The sequence below is a fragment of the Candidatus Manganitrophaceae bacterium genome, from assembly GCA_012960925.1.
In the GTDB taxonomy this organism is placed as follows: domain Bacteria; phylum Nitrospirota; class Nitrospiria; order SBBL01; family JAADHI01; genus DUAG01.
Genome location: DUAG01000030.1, coordinates 121,021 through 136,765 on the forward strand (window position 1 = coordinate 121,021; position 15,745 = coordinate 136,765).

Genomic DNA, 15,745 nt, shown 5'->3' on the forward strand with positions numbered 1-15,745 from the left:
CCAACCGCCCATTATAGGGGGAAGCATTGCATAATTTCAATTTACACCAAAAGAACGGCATGCTAGAATTTAGAGTTTCGGATTTTATGATGAGGCTTTATGAAAGAGCATAAAATTGTCATCAAAGGGGCACGTGAGCATAACCTGAAGAATATCGACCTTGAGATCCCGCGGGATCAGTTGGTTGTGATTACCGGACTCTCCGGATCAGGAAAGTCTTCTCTCGCCTTCGATACCATCTACGCAGAAGGGCAACGGCGCTACGTGGAATCGCTCTCGGCCTATGCCCGCCAGTTTCTGGATCAGATGGACAAGCCCGACGTCGACACCATCGAAGGACTGTCCCCCGCCATTTCGATAGAGCAAAAAATAACAAGCAAGAACCCCCGCTCCACAGTCGGGACCGTGACCGAAATCTATGACTATTTTAGACTCCTCTTTGCGAGGATCGGCCATCCTACTTGTTTTAAATGCGGTCGCGCGATTACCTCCCAGACGATTACCCAGATGGTCGATGCAATCATGCAGTTTCCAACAGGGGAAAAGATTCAGCTCCTCGCCCCAATCATCCGCGGCCGCAAGGGGGAATACAAAAAGGAACTGCGTGCAATCCGACAAAAGGGATTCATCCGCGTCCGGATTGACGGAAAGATCATCGATCTTTCACAGGAAGTGCAAAGCCCCATCAAGGAGAAAAATAAGAAACATACGATTGAGGTTATCATCGACCGCTTGGTCATTAAGGAGGGATTGGAGAGGAGACTGGCTGACTCTCTGGAGTTGGCGGCGAAGATGGGTGAGGGGATTGTCATCGTCCTGAAGGGAGAGGAGACCCTTCTCTTTTCCGAACACCTTGCCTGTATTGACTGCGGTGTGAGTTACCCGGGAACCGAGCCGCGACTCTTTTCATTTAATTCTCCTCATGGCGCCTGTCCCGCGTGTGACGGCCTGGGGACAACGCTTGAAATTGATCCCAATCGGATCGTTCCGAATAAGATGCTCTCCGTCCGGGAAGGCGCGATACGCCCTTGGGAACGAAGAAGTTCGGCCTTCTATTATCAGGTTCTCGAAGCCCTTTCAGATCATTATAAATTCAACCTTCGTATGCCCTATCATGAACTTCCTTCAGAGATTCAAAACATGCTCCTTTACGGCTCAGGAACAGAAGCAATTCGTTTTTGTTATGAAAATGATGACCGAAGGGAATTCTATCATAAGCCCTTCGAAGGGGTCATTCCAAATCTCGCCCGACGTTATAAAGAAACCGATTCCAGCTATATCCGGCAGGAGATCGAAGAATATATGGGGATGAATGCCTGCTCTGCTTGCAAAGGGAACCGCCTGAAACCGGAGAGTCTCGCGATTAAGATTTCGTGCCGCTCAATTGCAGAGATAAACCGACTCTCTATTCGAGATGCCTTCCAGTTTATCAATGATTTAAAGTTAAGCGAAAAAGAAGCGCTGATCGGAAAGCGGATTCTCAAAGAGGTCGGGGAACGTCTCGGTTTTCTGGTGAATGTGGGCGTGGATTATCTGAACCTCGACCGGGTCGCAGGCTCTCTCTCCGGCGGTGAGGGACAGCGGATTCGGCTCGCCACCCAGATCGGATCGTCCTTGGTCGGCGTGCTTTACATCCTGGATGAACCCAGCATCGGCCTCCATCAACGCGACAATCTTCGTCTGCTCAAGACTCTTCGGCATTTGCGCGATCTCGGAAACTCTGTTCTGGTGGTCGAGCATGACGAAGAAACGATCCAGACCGCAGATTGGGTGATCGACATGGGACCGGCGGCCGGGATCCACGGGGGCGAGATTGTGGCTCAGGGAAGGCCGGAAGCGATCATTGCTGAGCCTAAATCTCTTACAGGACGCTATCTCTCAAAAGAAAGGTCGATCACCCTTCCGGAGCGTCACCGCGAACCTAAGGGATATTTAAAAATTAACGGTGCATCAGAACATAACTTACAAGACATTCAAGTCGATATTCCAATCGGACTTTTTACCTGTGTAACGGGGGTTTCCGGGTCGGGAAAATCAACGCTGGTTCTGGAGGTACTCTACAAGCATCTCGCGCAAAAACTTTATCGAAGCAGCGAAAGGCCGGGGGCATGTAAGTCCATCGAGGGGATCGAACAGATCGACAAAGTCATCCACATTGACCAGTCCCCGATTGGCCGGACACCCAGGTCCAACGCGGCAACCTATACCGGCGTCTTTGGCGTGATCCGTGACCTCTTCGCACAACTCCCCGACTCACGAGTGCGCGGTTACAAAGTCGGCCGTTACTCATTCAATGTCAAAGGAGGACGCTGCGAGGCCTGCCATGGAGATGGTCTCATCAAAATTGAGATGCACTTTCTCCCCGATATTTATATCACCTGCGAAGTGTGTAACGGAAAGCGATACAACAGGGAAACCCTAGATATCCTTTACAAAGGGAAGAATATCGCCGATGTCCTCGACATGACAATCAACAGGGCAATCCATTTTTTCAAAGCTATCCCCTCGATCCAGGCCAAGTTGAAGACGCTTCAAAGGGTCGGTCTCGGCTACATCAAGCTGGGCCAATCCGCAACAACCCTCTCCGGCGGCGAGGCCCAACGGGTGAAGCTCTCGAAGGAACTCTCCAAGCGGGCCACGGGACGAACGCTTTATATCCTCGATGAACCGACAACGGGGCTGCATTTTGCAGACATTCAAAGGCTTTTAGATGTCTTGAATCAATTCGCCGAGTCGGGAAACACCGTTGTCGTCATCGAACATAATCTCGACGTCATCCGGAATGCCGATTGGGTAATCGACCTTGGGCCTGAAGGGGGAACAGGGGGCGGCGAAGTGGTGGCCACAGGGCGCCCAGAGGCGCTTGCAAAAATAAAGCACTCTTATACGGGACAGTTTCTGAAGAAGATCATGAAGAGGGTGAAGGGTAGTTTTTCAAGGACAACACCCTAAAAAAACCACCCATCCACTGCATCATCCAATTCAGCCTTGCAGCCCTTCATTTGAGCGTTATAGCTGGCTGATTTTATTTTAACCTTTTTAGCAACTTGTTTTAACCAGCCTTTTTTCTTCCAGGTGCCACGTTTATAACCCCCACGTCCTTCATGGTAGGCGAGGTATTGATTGTAGGCATCCCACTTGGAAATCCCCAGTATCCGCTGTGTAGAATGAGTGTACCAACCAACAAAGTCGATTGCATCTTCAAAATCATCGCGATCGGCCCCTCCGTTTCCCGATTTCTTGATGTACTCTGCCCAGGAAGAATTTAGAGCCTGGGAGTAACCATAGGCCGAGGAACGGCGGGGCAGAGGGATGAATAGAAACCAACGACGCGCGGGTTGAGCATCGTGAACAAACCGTGATTCCTGATGCATGATCGCCATCATGATCCAGATTGGTGTTCCCCACCTTTTATTTGCATCACGAGCGGCCTCGTACCAGTTTGTTTCTCCACGAAAGATCGCGCAAATATTATCTACATTTGTGGGTCGATACGTGGCACACCCAGTAGTAAACAACAATAAGATCATCAGATACAAACTGGTTTTGATATCTCTCCAGACTTTTTGGTGTTGAAGTCGCAAGTTCTATTCTCCTAATAACAATTAAAAATTGATCGCATAATAAAGGACCAGCCTGCTACAAGAAAGAGCAGGAATGGGATTTATCTTTTTCATGGACTTACGGGTTCCGAGTGAAAGCTTGTACGAATCAACGGACTTCAAGAACAAGCATCACGTGCCTCAAGTTTAATTGGAACCACAAAGAGCCGTCCGGTCTTCGGATGGCGTGAAACCTCGGCTTCTATGCCGTAAACAAATCGAAGATGATCGGGGGTAAGAACCGCCTCGGGATGTCCGTCTGCCATGATCCTCCCTTGATGAAGGAGGACAAGGCGATGCGCGTATCGGGCTGCGAGACTTAAATCGTGGATGGCCATCATCACAGCAAAGCCCTTTTCAACCAGGGATTCTATGAGGTTTAGGAGATCCAACTGGTAATGGGGATCGAGATTGGCCGTCGGTTCGTCCAAGAGGATCAGCTGCGCCTCTTGGGCCAAGGTTCGTGCGATAAGGACCCGTTGTTGCTCTCCCCCGGAAAGCTCCGTAATCAAGCGATCCCTTAGATGTGTCGTCTCGGTACGAGCCATCGCCTCCCGAACAATCACTTCATCCCCGGCGGATTCCCGCTCAAAGCGGTCCAGGTGCGCGTACCGGCCCATCATAACCACTTCTTCACAGGTAAAGGCACTCTCAAAGACCGGATTTTGTGGGAGATAGGTAACCTGCCGGGCCAGCATTTTTTGTGTCCATTCCTCCAACGCCTTCTGGTTAAGGACAATGGAACCCCCGGTGGGCTTCCACAGTTTCATCATCAGTTTCAGTAAAGTTGATTTTCCGGCACCGTTTGGCCCGATCAGTCCAACCAACTCCCCTCCCCGAATCTGAAGATCAATCTCCTCCAGGATCGGTACACCGTTCCTGAAAAACGAAACATTTTTGAGCGTGATTCGTTCGTTTGCTGTCATAATGAATTCCCTCTATCCCTGTTCAGCAGATAAAGAAAAAAAGGAACCCCGATGAGAGAGGTGACCGTTCCTAAGGGAAGCTCCTCCGGCGCAACAACTGTCCGGGCCATCAGGTCAGCCCCAACGAGGAGGCTGGCCCCCGCTAAAAAAGAAGCGAACATGAGATAGCGATGATCCGGGCCGATCATCAGACGGACAATATGGGGGACGATCAGGCCGACAAAGGGTACCGTACCGGAAAAAGCAACCGCAGTACCGATCACCAGAGAAGTGAGAGCCAACAAAGCCCGCTGAACCGTTTTGACCTCCATTCCCAGGGCTGCCGAACCGCCCTCTCCCTCCAACATCAAAAGATTCAGATCCCTTGAAAAAAAAATCAGGGTGAGGGAACCGATCAGAATGGGCCAAGAAGCGATCTTAAGATGACTCCATCCGCGCCCGTCCAGCCCCCCCATCAACCAGAAGAAGATCTCCCGGAAAGCTTCTATTGAAGAAACCCTGGTCAGGATCAGTGAAAGAATCGATCCCATGAAGATGCCGATGGCAATCCCTGATAGGAGAAAGGTGGCCATCGGCGTTCTCCCCTGTCTTGTCGCCAGGGAATAAACCAGGAAGAGTGTCCCCAATGCTCCCAAAAAGGCCGAAAATGGCAGGATCATGTAATGGCGAAGCGCCATTCCGGAGGAGAGGGCAATCACAGCCGCCAAGGCGGCACCGCTCGAAATCCCAATGACACCGGGATCGGCCATCGGATTTCTAAAAAGAGCCTGAAGAGTCGCGCCCGTGATGGCAAGTCCGCCTCCCACCAGGACCGCCAGAAGAACACGGGGAAGCCGGATCGTCATGATAATAATCTCCTGAGCCTTCTCCCATCCCGAGAATTCAACCAGAGGAAGTCGGTTCAGGAGAATCTTCGTGACCAGAGCATAAGGAATCTGAACCGCTCCCGTCGCGGTTGCAAGAACAATACACCCTGCCAGTAAGGCCGTCAGGAAGAGGATAAATGCTGTCGCCGGAAAGACTCGCGCTCGTTTCTGGATCGTAAGCATTTTTGCCCTCATGGTTCAAAGCGTGTCGGATGAATCAGCCGGGCCATGGCTAAAGTCGCATCAACAATATAGTGTGATACCGTTGTGAGATATCTCTCGGGAAAAACATAGACGCGTTTCTTTTGAATCGCCGATAGATGGGCCAGGGCAGGGTGTGTCCGGATCGTTTCGAGAAAATCAGATTCTTCCGGCTGCCACCCGCTGAGGATGATAATTTCCGGGTCAAGTGTGACAATGGTTTCAAGAGAGAGTTTTTTGTGGCCTCTCACCCCGACCTCCGCCGCAAGGTTTCTCCCCCCCGACCGTACCACCATTTCATGGAAGGTTGTCTCACTTCCTGCGGTCCAACCTCCTGGACTATAGGAAAGAATGCCTGGGCGCTCTGAAAAGCTCGAAATCTGCTCCTCTAAATCCAATAGCCGATGAACCATTCCGGCAATAACTTCCTCCGCCTTTTTTGATGCACCCACACTTCGGCCAATCGTCCGGATATTCTCCTTAATCCCGTCAATCGACGAGAAAGCCTCCAAGCGGACAACAGGAAATCCGATCTCCGTCAACTGCTTCACCACATCCGCTGAAGTGTAACTTGCAACCAGAACAAGGTCGGGATCAAGTGCCGCCACCTGTTCAACTCCCGCCTGCCGAATCTGATTGGGAATGACCTTTGCCTGTTCAGACACATTAGAAATTACGGAATCGACGGCATAGTGGGTGACCGCAAGGATCCGCCCCGGATCAATCAGGGAGAGGAGGATTTCATCCGTACCCAGGGTCATTGAAATAATACGCTGGGGGAGAGCATCTTTCGAGACCGGATCAAAGCTTCGACACTCTGCCGTGTTGCTCTGGATAGTGCTGAATGTCAGCAGGAAAAACAGGAACAAGCTTTTCATTCTTTTTCCCGGCGCTCGGAATATTTTGGCGTTAAATCCGCGAAGATAAAACCGTCGCGTTTTACAATCTCCCCTGGGTAAACCTCAATCGCGCGATTAAACATTGGACCATCAACGGCAAAACTGTGAAACTCCCCCCGCTCCCCACAAGGATCAACTGTCTCCGGGAGATCGGACAAAAAGGAATCGTTGAACTCACGACCCACATAGGACGGTGACAATTGACGTGGGTCGATGCAGGTAATAATCGCCCGTAAACCCGAAGAAATCATTGTTCGGGATAATTGACGGGTCGGGATTTGCCATAAGGGGAAAAGGGGCTTGATCCCTGTCTTGAGAAGCTGTGCCTCGCGGTAAGCACGAATATCTTGAAGAAAGAGATCCCCAAACGCCATGTGCGTTACCCCAAGTGACTCTGCTTCAAGGATAACCTTCTTCATCTCTTCTTCATCTCTCACATTGCTACATTGATCTGGGATGTTAATTAGTCGAATCGGCAATCCCACTGATTCCGCCTGAGCGCGCAACAAAACAAGACGCACGGCATGCATTGCAACACGTTGGTGGCGCGCATTTACCGTGGTGAAGAGTCCGGTAACCGTGATCTCAGGCATCTGTCTTAGTATCTCGAGCGTCCAGGCGCTATCTTTCCCACTACTCCAGGACAGCCAGGTCTGTTTCTTCATTCATCCGGACTCCTCTTCCAGAGGGTCTCCGGGGCCTTATCCGCCAGGGCGATCCATCGGCCCAGGACAAAGAAGACATCGCTTAGGCGGTTTAGATATTGGAGCGCTCCCTCCGGGACCGACTCTTCCCGGTTCAGTCGGACAGAAAGCCGTTCTGCTCGCCGGCAGACCGTTCGTGCCTGATGCAGAAAAGCCGCAACCTTTCCTCCGCCCGGCAAGATAAATTCTTTCAGCGGTTCCAATTCCTTTTGACAATCATCCATCAAGGTTTCCAGATGACGGACCTCTTCCGCCGTAATCTCCGGTGTATTTTTACCGATCTTGTCCGGAGCCGTCGCCATTATCGCGCCCACATCAAACAAGCGGTCCTGAATCCGGTGGAGTTCCTCATCAAGCGGTTTTCCCTTTGAAACCTTTTCCGGGAGATCCTCGATAAAGGCACGAACCAGCCCGACGATGGCATTCAGTTCATCAACGGTCCCATAAGTCTCAATGCGAAGATGGTCCTTCGCAATGGCCACACCGCCCGCTAAGTGTGTTCTTCCTTTGTCACCCGTACGGGTGTAAACCTTTGTGATTCGCATTGTTACCTCTTATATTCGATTTTCCCCTTTGCCTGTAACGTTTTGAGCGCCTCGATGCTTAAACAGCTATAGGCCTCCTCCGGCCCATCCCAGGAAAAGTGGTCTGGATGAATCAGGTGGGCAAGGAGTTCTACCCCATCGACTACTCTGGGTCCGGGCCGGGCAAAGTAGCTGCTGGCATCGACGGCAAAGACGCGAGCATTCTTGACCGCCGGAAGTTCCTCCCAATTTGGATAGTCGGTCAGGAGATGCGCCTGCTCAAGTACCCTGGGGAGATGAAATCCGCAGGGGGACAATATCAATACCTCCGGAGCATATGCAATGATCTCTTCCCATTTGATCCGGACAGAGTCCTGCCCCGTTCTTGCCAGGCGGTCTTCTCCCCCCGCCAACGAAACCATCTCACCCACCCAGTGACCGGCACAATAAGGCGGGGAAAGCCACTCCATACAGAAGACACGAGGTCTTGATGACAATGTGCGCGTCCGCTCGACAACCGCGTTGATCCGTTCTTGAAGCCCGAGGACGACGCGCGCCGCCGCCGCTTCTTTTCCAGTCGCCTCACCAATCTGCTTGAGATTTTCAAAGATATCCAACAGACAATTCGGCGTCAGCCAAACAATTTTTGGAGGATTTTTAAGATGTGTCAGGAGCCGACCAACCTCGTTTCCGAAGGGGGCGCAAACCTGGCAGAGGTCCTGCGTAAGGATGAGGTCCGGCGCGAGGCTTTTGATAAGCACCTCGTCCACCGTATAAATACTCTTGCCTTCTTTGATCGCCCGGCTGACGGCCGCATCAATTTCTTGCGGAGTCAGTCCCTCCATCGCGACAGCACTTCTTACCACCACGGCCTTGATCTTTGCCGTTTCCGGATAGTCACACTCATGAGTGACCCCCACAAGTTGATCTCCAAGATCAAGGGCATAGATCATCTCGGTTGCACTGGGCAGAAATGAGACGATACGCATTTTATCTATTCCTCTCGGCCACCTTCAGCCCTTACATCTTATTCAGGATATGCCTCAATAGACGAACCAGCTTCTGATTCTCAGAATGCGATTTAATAGCGATGCGGATGTGCCATGGGTTCAAACCCCGGAATGAAGCACAATTTCGGATGAGGATCTTTTCTCGGACAAAAAGTGTTTCAAGCGATTCGACCTGTAAAAAATTCTCTAAAAGTCGAAACAGGATAAAGTTGGCCTCTGTTCGGTAAACATCCACACCCGGGATTTTTGAAAGGGCGTCAAACAGATAAATGCGCTCCATCTCAATCAGTTGACAACTTCTCTTGATGTAGGAAGCATCCTTCAGGCTCTCCCTTGCAGCCACCTCGGCAAGATAATTGACCGACCAGGGCGGCTGCGCCTTTTCCAGAACACTCACGATCTCTCTATTGGCAACAAGATAGCCGATACGGAGCCCGGGCATCGCAAAAAAACTTGTAAAACTCCTGAGGACGATCAGGTTCGGGTATTGCGGTGTTTCCTCGATGACAGAGGCCTGTTCGGCATAATCAATAAAGGCCTCATCCAATATCACCATGATCTCTTTCTGCTGAGCGGCTTGAACGATCTTCAGTATTTCGTGTCTTGAAAGTAAATGCCCCGTCGGATTATTGGGGTTGCAAAGAAATATCGCCTCCACTCCCCTGGCCATTGCTCCGATAAGCTCGGAGGGGATAATCTGAAAACGCGCCTCCTCTCGAAGAACCAGAAACTCAACATGACATCCCGCCAGATCTGCCGCGGCCTCATACTCAGAAAAACTCGGAACAGGAATGAGGACCTTTCGAAACCGGAGAGCCCCCGGAAGAAGGCGGATCAACCCGGTCAATCCATTTCCGACAAGAATTTTATCGACCTTAATCTCATGGTGTTGCGCCAAGACTTCCCGAAGTTCAATACATTCCTGATCAGGATAATGAACCAGAGACCGCAGACTCTCCTGTATTGCCTTGATCGCCAAAGGAGACATTCCCAGGGGGTTGATGCTGGCGCTAAAGTCACTTACCTCCTCAACACAGCATCCGTGTGTCCTGGAAAAAGAAAAGACATTCCCCCCGTGATCTCCCGAACTCATATCATGATAACCACATAAAATTCATTACTCAGAACGATGCCACATCAAATGATGCCTTTGCTATAACTCTCAATTATTGAATTGCGCACTCACACCACCAAATGCGGTGAAACCAGGCGTATTAAAACCCAGTACTTCATCATAATCCACATCGAATACATTGTCGATCCGCCCAAAGACTTCTACATTCTCATGTAGTTCGAACGAAGCCGTAATGTTCATCACAATGTAGTCGGGAGCAGTGACAGTTGCGAAGCTGATCGGATCGAGATCTTCTCGCTCTCCGACGTAGAGCAAATTCAGTCCCGCTTGCGCTTTCTCCTGAAAAAACCGATAACTGATATCCACTCCAAATTTATTCCGTGGCCGGCGCAGCAACTGAGAGCCCTGAGAAAGGCCAAAGCTTGCGGCCTTCTTGGCCTCTGTGTCCGTGTAGGTATAACTCACCCGCGTCCTCAGATTCTCGATCATGCTGACCGCCACAAATGTCTCAACCCCCTTGGTCACCACCTTTTCGACATTAGTGTTTGGAAAACTTGTCCCGTCGACAACTGCGACGATCATATCATCAATGTCATTGTAGAAGTATGTCGCTCCGAGTATCAACTTACGGTCAAGCAAAGACCGCTCAACACCAAAGTCGAAACCAATGGATTCTTCGGGTTCAAGATTGGGGTTATTCGAACCGAAAGAACTATCGAATAACTCGGCCAGTGAAGGCGCCTTGAAACCCGTGCCGATACTGGCGCGGAGAATAGAGTTGGTTTCCTTCAGGTCGTAGGCCCCCGCCAGTCGGTAGGTTACCGCCGAGCCAAATTTCTCGTGGTCATCCACACGCAAACCAACCACGCCAGAGAATCGATCTCCTAATTTCACCTGATCCTGAATGTAGAAAGCAAGGTTATCTGTGTCAACATCGATCTTGGGAGATGAAACGACCTTGATCTCAGCACTCTGGTTCTCGAATTCCAGCCCCAGAGTCATTGTGTTCATTGCGTTCACGTACAGATTGTGTTGCCAATCGATGCCAAAGAGAGCACCCTCGAATTCTGATGGGAGCACAAATCCGGTGCCTTGATTCTCTCTCTCGATGTTATGAATCCAAATTCCCAGATTTTGTTCCCACAGGCCATTAAATAACATCAGGCGGGGTTGTATCTTTAACATGAGTTGTTCAGATTCAGTCTCTGAGAGTTTTGGGTCGGAACCGGCATCAAATTCGACATCCGCACTGACGTACCGGACGAAAAGATCTACGCCGAATGTCTCTGAAGGGGCAAGGCCGAATCGTCCGGAAAGAGTCCCATTTCGGTAGGGATCGTCCTCGTCGTTGGGTGGTTTTGTGGAAAAACCCTTACTCCCCGTACGTGAGATACCAACAGAATAATTAAACATCTTGTTCCCGCCGTTGGCACTAAAGCGCTCAATAAAAGTGTCAAATGAACCACCTTCTACGGAAAAAGAGAACTGTAGCGGCCCTGACCCCTTCCTCGTAATGATATTAATCACACCGCCAATCGCGTCTGATCCATAAAGCGTACTCTGTGGACCTCGGACGATCTCAATCCTTTTCACACTATCCACCATGATGTGGCTGAGTACTGCTGCTCCGTTCGGGCCCGACACGTCATGTACTTGCATCCCGTCGATCAGTAACAGTGTGTGGTCCGAATCTGTACCCCTCATAAAAATCGAAGTCTGTGAACCAGGTCCGCCCGACCTCCGAATGTCAACACCCGGCACATCGCGCAGCGCGTCGAGGACAAACCGGCTCTGTTTGTCAGCCAGTTGGTCCGCCGTAATCACCGTAACGGAAGACCCAACCTTCTCCACGGGTACCTCCATCTTCGTCGCAGTCACAACAATCGGCTCCAGGGTTATGATGTCTACTTCGGATTGCTGCTCCGACTGAGCGTAACCTAAGAGACTAATTGTAAAAATCAATGACAGAAAAAAACCAGCACAAGATTGCAAGATCCAACTTTTCATTATTTTCCTCTCCCTCGAAAGTTTTTTGTGATCCCAAACGGCCCGGTCTCCTGGCTCTGGGCGACCTACTCCCAAACCTTCCCATCCAACACGATTGAGGACAGTGGCATTTGTGGTTTCGTTCCCATCACAGTTGCGGGGCAGCAGCGGTTTTTCACCGCCTTCCCGAACAGCCGTTCAGTTGTTTGATCTCCCTTCTGAAAACAAAAAAATCCCCAGCTTCAATGGATAAAGGCTGGGGAATATACGTCCCTTCCTCTGTCTTGGCCATCGAAGACAGTTTGTAAGGTTCTGTTCGGGCAGGTCTTCTGGCTCTGGGATCCTTCTACTCCCCACACCTTCCCGTCCTCACACTCAGGACAGTGGCAATCAGTGGGTTTCGTCTCCCAACACAGCGGCGGGCCCGCTTCCGATTTTCACGGAATTCCCTTTTCAACCCCAGCATGACGCCGGGATCACCCGAACAGGTTGTTTTAATTGTCGCCCTTCTTATAACAGAGCAGTAGGATAAAATCAAAAGGAAAATCTAGAGAAGCTAAAGAGTAACAATATGACTTTTATTAAGGGTGTGCGAAAGCAATTAGGTATCTGCAAATAAGAACTTGGTTGCCGACAAGAATACCTTACGTCAGAAAAACAGGGGAACCCCCGCCTCCTTCGCTGCTCGGCCAAGATTCTGATCCAACGTCGCAAGGCCACAGCCCTTCCGTTGAGAAAGATCAAGATAGGCTGCGTCGTAAGCGGAGAGCGTGTGATCTTGCGCAAGGGCTTGTAGCCGCCATAAGAGACCCACATCCAGATCGGTATCTGTCTGAAGAGGGAGCGTCCCATAGAGTTCAAGGAGACGCCCTCTTTCTGCTTCCGTGATTCTCTCTCTTCGCCGCGCCATGGTCAAGGCATTTGCCAGCTCAACCCACCAAAGGGCCGGGACCCAGTATCGTGTATCAACCCCGGCCTGGGCAAGGAATCGATCTGCCCTCTTTGAACTTTCGTCGGGGAGTCCCCAGGAAAGGGCCATCGAAGCATCCAAGACCCAGTCCATCAATAACGGCGCCCTTCTTCAATCAGCTCTCGAATGCGGAGGGTTTCGCTGATTTTTTCGCGAATTTCTTTGAATTGAGTGAGGAGTTGCACAAAGTCTGGATTTGTATCATTCTTGGCGGGAGGGATCAATTGCGCCACCGGTTTTCCCCGTCGACGTATGACAAAAGATCGCCCTTGTTCTGTCTCTCGCAGCAGTTCCGATAGATGCGTCTTGGCCTCAAAAGCGTTGACTTCGGTTGACTTTCCCATGCTCTCTTCTCTCCATACTTACAATACAACCAGTTTAATCAACCAGTTTAATCATGTCAAGGGTATTTCCGCCTGAAAAGTTAAACTAAGGACCCTCTGAATAAGTCTGGGTTGAATTTTCAGGAGATAAAATATTTCGATTCAAGGTGCGAATCTTAAGAATAGCCCGCTATTCTTAAGATTCGCACCACAGAAGCGGGACATTTTAGCCCTCAAAAAGCAAGTCATGATTTATTCGGAGACTCCCTAAACGACCTGCGCCTGAATTGAAGTCTTTTTTTAGCCCAGAATCCCTACAAATCTTTTACTGTTTACAAGAAACCTCGGAAGACCTTAAAATAGACAGAAGAACGGCAACCCGTTCATCTTACGAAGGGCAGACACATGGAAGAACATCGTTTTACAAATCGTCTCATCGAAGAAACGAGCCCCTACCTTCAGCAACACGCTCATAACCCGGTTGACTGGGTCCCCTGGGGCGATGAGGCCTTCGAGACGGCAAGGCGGGAGAACAAGCCGGTCCTCCTCTCCATCGGCTACTCGGCCTGCCACTGGTGTCATGTCATGGAGACCGAATCGTTCGAGAACGAAGCGATTGCCCGGATCATGAACGCGGGCTTTGTCAATATCAAGGTAGATCTAGAGGAACGCCCTGATCTCGACCAGATCTACCAAAACGCAGTTCAACTTTTCATCCGACGGGGCGGCGGATGGCCGCTGACCATGTTCCTGACTCCCGACAAGGTTCCCTTTCACGGCGGCACCTACTTCCCCCCTGAAGACCGATACGGGATGCCAGGGTTTCCGAAGCTTCTTGCACTAATCTCTGAGACCTACCGGGAAAAACAAGATGATATTTCCTTAACGGTCCGCGACGTCAAAAAAGCCCTGGATAAGATGTCGGGTCGCCGGGCCGAAAAATCCGGTCAACCCATTAATCCGCAGCTCTTGGAAGGTGCCACCTCAGCCCTTGAACGCATCTTTGACGAAGAAAATGGCGGGTTCGGAACTGCTCCGAAATTTCCAAGCACTCCGGCGCTGAGCCTCTTGCTTCGCCAATACCAGAAAAGCGGAAATAAGGATATCCTGCAGCGAGTTACACTGACCTTGGATAAAATGGCCTCGGGAGGGATTTATGACCAACTTGGAGGAGGCTTTCACCGCTATTCAACCGATGCCCATTGGCTGGTCCCCCATTTTGAAAAAATGCTTTATGACAACGCCCAACTCGCGAGACTCTATTTCCAGACTTGCCAGGCGACAGGACAAGCCCTCCATATGAAGATCGGGGAAGAAATTCTCGAATATGTCGAACGGGAAATGACCGATCCTTTGGGGGGATTCTATTCAACACAAGATGCCGATACTGAAGGCCACGAGGGCAAATACTTTGTCTGGACCCCCGATGAAATAAACGGCATCCTCGGAGACGAGGTCGGAGATATCTTTTGCCGACATTACGACGTAAGCTCTGCCGGAAATTTTGAAGGGAAAAACATCCTCAACATCACCCAATCCATCTTGTCCTTATTTGAGGACCTCGGTGAATCACCGGAATCACTCGAGAAAATGATTTCCGAAGCAAGAAAAAAACTGCTTCAGGAACGAACGCAAAGGATTAAACCCTTCCGTGATGAAAAAATTATCACAAGCTGGAACAGCCTCATGATCTCTGCTTTTGTGGATGGATACCTTGTTACCGGCAAAGAGTCCTACCTTACTGCGGCAAAGAAGGCGACAGATTTCATTCTCACGGCACTCTGCAAAGAAGGACGTCTTCTTCGGACCTATAAGGACGGTACGGGAAAACTTAATGCCTATCTAGAGGATTATGCCTTCTTCATTGACGCCCTTCTTGATCTCTACGAGGCAACATTTGAATCGACATATCTTGAAAAAGCAAAGAATTTTACAACACAGATGATCAATCAGTTTTATGACCTTGCAGAGGCCGGGTTTTTCTACACATCAAGGGATCATGAAACCCTGGTCACCCGCTACAAGGCCTCCGCCGATCAATCTATTCCTTCCGGAAACGCAGTGGCCATCCAGGTTCTCCTGCGCCTTTTTTATCTGAGTGGTGAAAAAAATCATCTCAAGAAGGCTGAGCTTACGCTGAAATTGTTCTCACAAGCCATGGGAGCAAATGTGTTCGGGATGGGAAACATGATCGCAGTAGCTGATTTTTATCTGAGAAAACCGAAAGAAATCCTCCTGCTCGGAAAACGGGAATCCCCTGAAACGAAGGATCTTTTATCAAAAATCCATCGGCTTCACCTCCCGAACAAGGTTCTCTTTTTCAGGGATATCGATGAGAAAGCGGACTTCCCCAGCGGTCCAAATTTTCCGGAAAGAGAGAAAACCCCCACGGATGGCTTACCTACAATTACCATCTGCCATAACTTCACCTGCTCACTCCCAATGACAGATTGGAATACCATCAAGTCCGCCCTGAGTACCCGATAGATGAATCCCCCAGTCATCGATCAACCTGACATTTTCATCGCACCAAGCGGTGAAACCAAAACCGATTCTCCTTGAAACGTGATTCTCTACAACGATGGGTAATCCTCCCTAAATATAAAGGTGCTCAGAAGTAGAATTTTCCAATATAGTAATTTAGGAGGAGAATCTACGA

General features: G+C 50.2%; 13 protein-coding genes and 2 riboswitches. Of the genes, 2 read left to right on the top strand and 11 right to left on the bottom strand.

Annotation, left to right across the window (positions count from 1 at the left end):
• Positions 1–99 precede the first annotated feature (99 nt).
• Positions 100–2,952, top strand: a complete 2,853-nt coding sequence (gene uvrA, locus EYQ01_04265; GenBank protein ID HIE65018.1) for an excinuclease ABC subunit UvrA — start codon at positions 100–102, stop codon at positions 2,950–2,952.
• Here the strand turns inward: uvrA and EYQ01_04270 are convergent.
• The 11 genes from EYQ01_04270 to EYQ01_04320 form a co-directional block, all read right to left on the bottom strand.
• Positions 2,949–3,530, bottom strand: coding sequence for a hypothetical protein (locus EYQ01_04270; GenBank protein HIE65019.1), 582 nt, complete (start codon positions 3,528–3,530; stop codon positions 2,949–2,951). The genes uvrA and EYQ01_04270 overlap by 4 nt on opposite strands.
• Positions 3,531–3,721: 191 nt before the next feature.
• Positions 3,722–4,528 carry a heme ABC transporter ATP-binding protein gene (locus tag EYQ01_04275; protein HIE65020.1) on the bottom strand — a complete coding sequence of 269 codons (807 nt, stop codon included), beginning with the start codon at positions 4,526–4,528 and terminating at the stop codon, positions 3,722–3,724.
• Positions 4,525–5,589 carry an iron ABC transporter permease gene (locus EYQ01_04280; GenBank protein ID HIE65021.1) on the bottom strand — a complete coding sequence of 355 codons (1,065 nt, stop codon included), beginning with the start codon at positions 5,587–5,589 and terminating at the stop codon, positions 4,525–4,527. Before EYQ01_04280 ends, EYQ01_04275 begins: the two co-directional genes overlap by 4 nt.
• Positions 5,586–6,473, bottom strand: coding sequence for an ABC transporter substrate-binding protein (locus tag EYQ01_04285; GenBank protein HIE65022.1), 888 nt, complete (start codon positions 6,471–6,473; stop codon positions 5,586–5,588). Before EYQ01_04285 ends, EYQ01_04280 begins: the two co-directional genes overlap by 4 nt.
• Complete coding sequence (locus EYQ01_04290) at positions 6,470–7,159, bottom strand: adenine nucleotide alpha hydrolase (protein ID HIE65023.1); 690 nt, start codon at positions 7,157–7,159, stop codon at positions 6,470–6,472. The genes EYQ01_04285 and EYQ01_04290 overlap by 4 nt, the downstream gene beginning before the upstream one ends.
• The gene (locus EYQ01_04295) at positions 7,156–7,743 is read right to left on the bottom strand and encodes a cob(I)yrinic acid a,c-diamide adenosyltransferase (GenBank protein HIE65024.1); all 588 of its coding nucleotides are present in this window, start codon (positions 7,741–7,743) and stop codon (positions 7,156–7,158) included. Before EYQ01_04295 ends, EYQ01_04290 begins: the two co-directional genes overlap by 4 nt.
• 2 nt (positions 7,744–7,745) lie before the next feature.
• Positions 7,746–8,711, bottom strand: a complete 966-nt coding sequence (locus tag EYQ01_04300; GenBank protein ID HIE65025.1) for a cobalamin-binding protein — start codon at positions 8,709–8,711, stop codon at positions 7,746–7,748.
• 31 nt (positions 8,712–8,742) lie between these two features.
• Positions 8,743–9,825 (bottom strand): threonine-phosphate decarboxylase, encoded by a 1,083-nt coding sequence (locus EYQ01_04305; GenBank protein ID HIE65026.1) that lies wholly within the window; start codon positions 9,823–9,825, stop codon positions 8,743–8,745.
• 69 nt (positions 9,826–9,894) lie between these two features.
• Complete coding sequence (locus EYQ01_04310; GenBank protein HIE65027.1) at positions 9,895–11,814, bottom strand: TonB-dependent receptor; 1,920 nt, start codon at positions 11,812–11,814, stop codon at positions 9,895–9,897.
• A gap of 22 nt (positions 11,815–11,836) precedes the next feature.
• Positions 11,837–12,006, bottom strand: a riboswitch (cobalamin riboswitch).
• An 88-nt stretch (positions 12,007–12,094) separates the two neighbouring features.
• Positions 12,095–12,292: riboswitch (cobalamin riboswitch) on the bottom strand.
• 150 nt (positions 12,293–12,442) lie between these two features.
• A complete protein-coding gene (locus tag EYQ01_04315) occupies positions 12,443–12,856 on the bottom strand; it encodes a PIN domain-containing protein (protein ID HIE65028.1) in 414 nt (137 codons plus the stop codon).
• Positions 12,856–13,107 carry a type II toxin-antitoxin system prevent-host-death family antitoxin gene (locus EYQ01_04320; protein HIE65029.1) on the bottom strand — a complete coding sequence of 84 codons (252 nt, stop codon included), beginning with the start codon at positions 13,105–13,107 and terminating at the stop codon, positions 12,856–12,858. Before EYQ01_04320 ends, EYQ01_04315 begins: the two co-directional genes overlap by 1 nt.
• A 384-nt stretch (positions 13,108–13,491) precedes the next feature.
• Between EYQ01_04320 and EYQ01_04325 the strand changes: the two genes are divergently transcribed.
• Positions 13,492–15,573, top strand: coding sequence for a thioredoxin domain-containing protein (locus tag EYQ01_04325; protein ID HIE65030.1), 2,082 nt, complete (start codon positions 13,492–13,494; stop codon positions 15,571–15,573).
• Positions 15,574–15,745: the final 172 nt, after the last annotated feature.

Excerpts from the sequence above, each read along its gene's own strand:
- EYQ01_04280 (HIE65021.1), bottom strand. The coding sequence starts at position 5,589 with ATGAGGGCAAAAATGCTTACGATCCAGAAACGAGCGCGAGTCTTTCCG.
- EYQ01_04300 (HIE65025.1), bottom strand. The coding sequence starts at position 8,711 with ATGCGTATCGTCTCATTTCTGCCCAGTGCAACCGAGATGATCTATGCC.
- EYQ01_04285 (HIE65022.1), bottom strand. The coding sequence starts at position 6,473 with ATGAAAAGCTTGTTCCTGTTTTTCCTGCTGACATTCAGCACTATCCAG.
- EYQ01_04295 (HIE65024.1), bottom strand. The coding sequence starts at position 7,743 with ATGCGAATCACAAAGGTTTACACCCGTACGGGTGACAAAGGAAGAACA.
- EYQ01_04290 (HIE65023.1), bottom strand. The coding sequence starts at position 7,159 with ATGAAGAAACAGACCTGGCTGTCCTGGAGTAGTGGGAAAGATAGCGCC.
- uvrA (HIE65018.1), top strand. The coding sequence starts at position 100 with ATGAAAGAGCATAAAATTGTCATCAAAGGGGCACGTGAGCATAACCTG.
- EYQ01_04320 (HIE65029.1), bottom strand. The coding sequence starts at position 13,107 with ATGGGAAAGTCAACCGAAGTCAACGCTTTTGAGGCCAAGACGCATCTA.
- EYQ01_04275 (HIE65020.1), bottom strand. The coding sequence starts at position 4,528 with ATGACAGCAAACGAACGAATCACGCTCAAAAATGTTTCGTTTTTCAGG.
- EYQ01_04315 (HIE65028.1), bottom strand. The coding sequence starts at position 12,856 with ATGGACTGGGTCTTGGATGCTTCGATGGCCCTTTCCTGGGGACTCCCC.
- EYQ01_04325 (HIE65030.1), top strand. The coding sequence starts at position 13,492 with ATGGAAGAACATCGTTTTACAAATCGTCTCATCGAAGAAACGAGCCCC.
- EYQ01_04310 (HIE65027.1), bottom strand. The coding sequence starts at position 11,814 with ATGAAAAGTTGGATCTTGCAATCTTGTGCTGGTTTTTTTCTGTCATTG.
- EYQ01_04305 (HIE65026.1), bottom strand. The coding sequence starts at position 9,825 with ATGAGTTCGGGAGATCACGGGGGGAATGTCTTTTCTTTTTCCAGGACA.
- EYQ01_04270 (HIE65019.1), bottom strand. The coding sequence starts at position 3,530 with ATGATCTTATTGTTGTTTACTACTGGGTGTGCCACGTATCGACCCACA.